The following is a 6,361-nucleotide window of genomic DNA, read 5'->3' as shown; positions in this document are numbered from 1 at the left end:
ATCGAGATCGGCTCGGTCACCAGGCCCTCACCGTCACTGACCCAAACCCGGTTCATCACCTTCCCCGGGTCGATCGCCACCACCAGAGCCGATGCACCCAAGGGCGCTTGAAGCAACATCACGGACCTCCTCACCGCCGAACGGCGCTAAGCCCGCGTCACCAGCGGTACTCGCCAGTGATCACGGCAAGGCCATCGCCTCGACGGCCTACCATCAGCCTGCGCTCCTCGATGTCAATGTCGTTCATGCTCGCTGCGCTGCGCGTGCTCCACATTGACATCTCCCACGCTCCGGCCGTGGCTAGCCGCCTATCAAGGCGACGCCCCCACTCATGGCTTATCAGCTTGCGGCGGCAAGGTCGGGGGTGATGTCTGCTCCGGTGCGTGCTTTGAGTTCGGCGCGGTAGATCGGTGCTTCGAACACCTCGATCGGTGGCGCGTCGGGATAGCGAGTGAGCCCCGTGTCGAGTACTGCGATCGCTCGGGCGAACTCTTCAACAGTGTGAAAGCTCCGAGGGTGTCGTAAGGCCTCAGTAGCCTGAAAGCATGACAGATCAGGTCCCGACTGAGACACCCGGGCCTCAGTACCGAGTTGGCATCGAGCACTTCGACGCGCTGGATGTTGAGTTCTCGACCGGGCTTGTCAACGTCCTCAACAACACCGGCCTGGCCAACACGCTCGTCGCTGGTCTGTTGTTGCTTCTGCCGGACCCGGACGTCTGGCGGCTGACGATCAGCGGCGACGTGGTCGCGAGCGTCAACTCGATTGAGCAGCGCGAAGGAGACAACGCCTACACGCTTGAGAGGGGTGTTGGTCAAGTCGGCGCGCGGACCATCAATGTGCCCGACGGGACTTACGACATCGTGATCGGCGCATGGTCGTTCATGCCCGCGTTCGAGGTCTCCTCTCCGGAGGAATTGGTCGAGTACATGCACAGAATCGGATCGCACCTTGTCATCCATGAGTCTGGTCACGTGATCCTCCACCAGCGCGGCGAGGATTCGGAGGCATTCCAAGAGCTCGCTGCCGGCACCGGGACGGAGTGGGCGTGGCGGAAGCACCTGGCCGCTCACATTGATGACTTTCGCATCGAGAAGATGACGAACCGCACCGCGCCGTCGCCAGCCTCGAATGTCGAGGGCATCGGCGACACCCTCGTTCACATGAGGAACGAGCTGACGGAGTCGAATCTTCTCCGGCTTACGGACGGTGAAGCCGCGACCTTTCGCAGCTCCACCGCTGTCAACGACCTTATCCGGGTGATGACCTACCTCACGGCCGAGCTGGGCGCCGGCGCGACGATCACGAAGGGGATGCGACCGGACCCGTTGCCGGAGGGATGGAACGAGTACTTGGAGGAAGTCTGGGACGCGTGGGCTCTCAACCTCGACAGGCTCAAGCCCGCCGACGAGCCCATGCCCGTTGAGGAGATCGCCGCCGTACTAACGGACTTATGCAGGGTTGTCGTGCTGTGGTCACAGAACATCATCGGCTACCACTTCGAGATGCACGACGGCGGATCGTGGACAGCCAACTGGTACCGGGCGACGTATTAGTCTTCGGCTGTCCCGGCGAAGGATACGAGACGCGGATTCTCGAAGCCGTCCCAGCCGTTGTAGGCGAAGGCTTCACGTGTCGCGGCACTGTTCATGTGCTGGTACACGGCCGCAAGCTGGGCGTCGGTGCCGTCAAAGAGCGCGGCGCGCGCGACGGCGTCGTCGAGCAGGGTGAGGAAGGCGGGCTCGGCCCTCGCCGAGTAGTAGAGCGCGAAGTTGGTGTAAGCGCCGAGCTTGTCGTTCTCGTCTTTGCCGGCGTTTGCGATGCCGCGGTAGACGTCGAATTCGACCAGCAGATTCGTAAGATCCCGCGGTTGACCGTCGCCGAGGAGGTCGAACACGTGGGCCGCCACCGGCTTTGCGGCCTCGATGACGCCGCTTCGCGCGCCTTCTTCGTCCTTCAGGAGCTCTGCTCGGGCGATCATGACTTCGGCCTTCCGAAGCAGCGACTTCCAGTAGCCATTGTGCGTACTGATTGGCGTGAGGCGGACCAGGACGCCCAGGTTCTCCCACTGCTTTTCCTGCACGAGAACGGCGCCGACGGCATAGAGATGCATCAGCACCTCCTTGTGGCCGAGCGGGAACCGGCGCGGCTGGCTGACGAAGTCTTCATCGACCGCCTCATAGATGTCTTGGTAGCCCTCTATCACCCGGGAGAAGTTCGCGCCCGCCGAGTAGCGCGAAGAAAGCGCGGCGATGATGTCGAGCCGGTCGAGCTGGTCGCTCAGTTCGGACGCGACAGCCCGGGCGTCCTTCCCTGTGGCGGCATCGACGACGGCGACGGCGTTGCTGATCGTCTTCCGCAGGAGGAGATCGAGGCCGACCTCGTCGCTGCGGCGGATTAGTTCGGTGACCGCCGCGCCGAACGACTCAGCTGGCATCTCAACGTTTACGTTAACGAACCCGCCCGGTTCGAAGGCGGGGGTCGCGATGCGGATCGTCTCGAAGATGTCCTTTCGCCATTCCTCCTTGCGGGCGGCGATGACCCGCTCGATGATGCCGCGGGCTTCGTGCTGATTCCATCGAATGCTCGAGGTGCCTCGACGCACGAACACATCCCCGGCACGCCAGACCGTCTTGTTTTCGTACTCGCCGTCCTTTGACATGATCCGCATACCGTCCCGGTTCGGGCCGACGCCGATCAGGACGAAGTCGTTGGACTCGATGCGGTGGAGCGCGGCGCTTAGGTCGATGGGCTCGCCGAGCACAGAGGCGACCTTGGATCGGATCTTCTGCTCATCGAAGTCGCTGGCAGTCTCAGGTGTGAACATGCCGGTTGGCGCCCCGTGATCATCAGCGCCTACGACGATGTAGCCACCCGTGGAGAGGGACTCCATAGCGGCGATGTCTTTGCATAGCTCAATGAGGTCGGACTTCTGCCGCGGATCCCATGTCGCCTTGAAGTCGAGATCATCGGACTCTGCGCCGCGCGCGAGTAACGCGCGCAGGCGATCCAGGTCGACGCTCATCGGCATAACTGGAGAGTACAGCGCCGAAGGGGACGGCGGAGTGACCGCGAAGCCAAGACCCTCATCACTCGTATCAGATCCGACAACGCGGATTCAGGCGTTTTCCGCGTATCGCATTTCGCAAGAACTACCTGATCAAGCGCTCATTATTAGAAGTAAAATGTAGGGGGGGATTGCAGCAAATACCACGTGGAATCTTTGACGGTAGTAATTGTGGCACGGACGGATGTGCGCGAGCCGGTTCCTCGGGGATGGGGACGTGCGTCGAGGTGCTGTCGTTGGGTTGCTGATGCAAGCGGCGGGATGGGAACAGTTGATGGGTGATTTGAGGATCCGGCGTCACGCCGTGCGCACTGTGGGTTCTGGAATTCCCTCGTTCACGCGCCGGGAGGTGGCTTTCGGGTGCTGGGTGGACGTAGCGCTGTCCCCAGATCGGGTACTTGCCTCGGCCTTCGGCACTACGAGAAACTGAGCGAACGTGAGTTCTACAACTACTTGGGTGACTCGTCCAGTCGAGCCATCGCCGGGCAGCCAGGCAGGCGATAGGGACGTTAGCTCCGCAGATCCGGCTCTGGGATGACAACTCCGGTAGTCCGGACTTGCTTGGATTTGACGCAATGGTCGGTGACCAGACGCCAGGTGGGTACTCCGATCGGTTCCTTTGCCTGAGTTTTGAGGGAGAGTAATGACGCTGAACGAAGACTTGGCGAACTGGGTCGCTACTCGTCCGGATTGGCAGAAGGACGCGGTCGCGCGCTTCTGTCGCAATGAGGTCCTCTCGGTCGAGGACGTCGCTGTTATCGCCGACCAACTGATCGCAGGGACGTCTCCGACAGCCGTCAACATAAGCGCGGCGGACGTTCCCGGCTCAACGGCAGCAGGCGATCAAGTGAAGCTCATTCAGGTAACGGATACAGAGGGCGTTAACGCACTGATCGGGGGTCAGACACTGTCGTTCGGCGAAGCGGGAATGACGATCATCTTCGGCAACAACGCCAGCGGAAAGTCTGGCTACGCCCGACTCATCCGAGAAGCCGTCACTGCTCGCGTCAAGGCCGACCACCTTCTCGGTGACGTCTTCGCGGAGAGCGAGATCGCGCAGGCGGCGAAACTCGACTATCGCGTCGGCGCCGACCGGGTCACTTGGAACTTGGGCGACTCGCAAAGCACCGATCTGTCCAGGATTAGGTTCTACGACGAGGGCTGCGGCGACGCCTATGTCACGGCTGCGTCAGAAGTCAATTACCGCCCATCCGCGCTCACCATCCTCGACCAGTTGTCGGACGCTTGTGAGGCAGTTGCCGCCGAGTTGACCCGACGCCTCGGTGCGAATCAGGTGGGGCGACCGCAATTGCCCGTTCTCCATCCGGAGACTTCGGCCTCGCGGTTCTTGTCCGGCATCTCGGGGACAACCAGCAGTGAAACGATCGCGTCCGCGACCACTCTGACCGGCGACCACGACGTACAGCTCGCGAAGGAGCTTTCAGAGGAAACAAGGCTCAAGGGCAGCGACCCAAACAGAGAGAAGGCAAGACTCTCCGGCCTATCTCGTGACTGGGCTACCGTTGGCGCACACGCCAAGACCCTCGTGGCAGCTCTGGGCTCCGATCCGCTGCATGATCTGCACGAGATGCGGCGGAAGGCAGACGAGCTTCGTGAGGCTGCCCGTATCGCGTCGTTGAAAACGTTCGACTCGGAGCCGCTCACCAGCGTCGGCTCTGAGACGTGGCGCGCGTTATGGGAAGCGGCCCGCAAGTTCTCGCTGACCAACGCTTACCACGAGCATGAGTATCCGTTCACGGGAGACGGCGCGGTCTGTGTACTGTGTCAACAGCCGTTGTCGGAGGACGCAGCGGACCGCCTCTCTCGATTCGAAGCGTTCGTCACGGACACGACATCTCGCGACGCAGATGCTGCGGTTGTCGCGCTGGCCGAGAAGCGGGATCGCCTCGCTCAGCTGGAGACGTTGCCGCTCACGGTGTCTACGGCGGTGAATCGATTGCAGGATGGCGGCGAGGATGTTCAGTCCGCACTCGCTTGGCTGGAAAGCGCGGCGCAGACGGCTGTAGCTGCGATCGCATGGCTTGCTGGGGCGGACGGCACGGAGCCTCAGCCCCTGGCAGACATGGTCAGCCCTTCTGCCGCTGCTCGTACGCAGGACCTTGCAGCTCAAGCAGGCGGCATCGATGCGTCCACGTTCACACAAACCTTAGCCGCGGTCAGCAAACGGGTAGTTGAACTCCAAGATGCGAAGACGCTGAGCGAAGCACGAGATGCGATCGAGACCGAGGTCGCACGGCTCGCTCAGCGAAAGAAGATCGAAGACGTACGCCGATTGGCCGCCACGAACTCCGTGACGACGAAGCGCGGCGAGCTGACAGAAACCTACGTGACTCAAGAGGTTCGGGATCGCTTCACGCGCGAGACGGAGCGACTGGAACTTCGGCGTGTGACCCTCAATCGGACCGGGCGTGGACGCGACTCCGCGCTTGAACACCAGCCGAGCTTGCTGGGATCACGTCGCGGGGCAGACATCGACGAGGTTCTCAGCGAAGGCGAGCAGACTGCCCTCGGTCTGGCCGGGTTCCTTACAGAGGTCGAGCTTGACGCGTCCCTCTCGAGTGTTATTTTTGACGATCCGGTCTCCTCGCTGGATGCCGGGCGGCGATCGAAGGTAGCTCAGCGGCTCGTTGAACTGTCGAGTCAACGACAAGTCATCGTGTTCACCCACGAGATCACATTTGTGCATGCGCTGAATCAGGAGGCGAAGAGGAAATCGGTGGCTGTCGAGCGGCGTTCCATCCAGCGCGTGGGCGGGACCCAGCCCGGCCTTGTCTCCGACCAGCTTCCGTGGTCGGCTCGCGATATCCCGCAGCGCATCAACGGGCTGGAGACCGATTTGATGCAATTGGGTAGGGAGCGGGCGCAGCTGACCGACGACCAGTACGCCGAACGAATGGGGCACGTGGCTGGCCGGCTCTCGGAGACTCTCGAGCGTGCTGTCAATCTCCACATCGTCAACGAACTGGTTGACCGTGGCACGAACGAGGTACGTCCCACCATGCTCAAGATCCTGCCGAAGTTCACCCAACACGACCACGATGAGTATCAGGCCGCGTACGCGAAAACGTCGAGCTGGGCCGAGCGACACGACAATGCCCCCGAAGAAAACTACGTGCCACCAACCGTGGAGGAGGTTCAACGGGAGGTCGCGTGGCTCAAAACTTGGCATGGCCGAGTCAAGAAGTACAGCAGTTGATCTGGCCGGGCATGCACGCCTAGCTCACGGCCCGACCGCAAGCCCCACTCTCCGTCGATCTCCTGGCAAGAGGCGGC

At 62.0% G+C, this 6,361-nt stretch carries 3 protein-coding genes; 2 read left to right on the top strand and 1 reads right to left on the bottom strand.

Going from position 1 to position 6,361, the window contains the following annotated elements; all coding sequences use genetic code 11:
• Nucleotides 1-545: 545 nt before the first annotated feature.
• Nucleotides 546-1,556: a hypothetical protein gene (locus K323_RS0113050; RefSeq protein ID WP_022885728.1), complete on the top strand. Its 1,011-nt coding sequence runs from the start codon at nucleotides 546-548 to the stop codon at nucleotides 1,554-1,556.
• Here the strand turns inward: K323_RS0113050 and K323_RS0113045 are convergent.
• Nucleotides 1,553-3,025, bottom strand: coding sequence for an ATP-binding protein (locus tag K323_RS0113045; RefSeq protein WP_169515653.1), 1,473 nt, complete (start codon nucleotides 3,023-3,025; stop codon nucleotides 1,553-1,555). The genes K323_RS0113050 and K323_RS0113045 overlap by 4 nt on opposite strands.
• Before the next feature lie 685 nt (nucleotides 3,026-3,710).
• Here K323_RS0113045 and K323_RS0113040 point away from each other — a divergent pair.
• Nucleotides 3,711-6,284 (top strand): AAA family ATPase, encoded by a 2,574-nt coding sequence (locus K323_RS0113040; RefSeq protein ID WP_022885726.1) that lies wholly within the window; start codon nucleotides 3,711-3,713, stop codon nucleotides 6,282-6,284.
• Nucleotides 6,285-6,361: the final 77 nt, after the last annotated feature.

Source organism: Glaciibacter superstes DSM 21135 (genome assembly GCF_000421145.1).
Classification (GTDB): domain Bacteria; phylum Actinomycetota; class Actinomycetes; order Actinomycetales; family Microbacteriaceae; genus Cryobacterium; species Cryobacterium superstes.
The sequence above is the reverse complement of the archived record's forward strand: the minus strand, read 5'-3'. Positions and strand labels throughout refer to the sequence as shown.

What these genes read in the sequence shown, in the direction of transcription:
- K323_RS0113050 (WP_022885728.1), top strand. Translation starts at nt 546, where the DNA reads ATGACAGATCAGGTCCCGACTGAGACACCCGGGCCTCAGTACCGAGTT.
- K323_RS0113045 (WP_169515653.1), bottom strand. Translation starts at nt 3,025, where the DNA reads ATGAGCGTCGACCTGGATCGCCTGCGCGCGTTACTCGCGCGCGGCGCA.
- K323_RS0113040 (WP_022885726.1), top strand. Translation starts at nt 3,711, where the DNA reads ATGACGCTGAACGAAGACTTGGCGAACTGGGTCGCTACTCGTCCGGAT.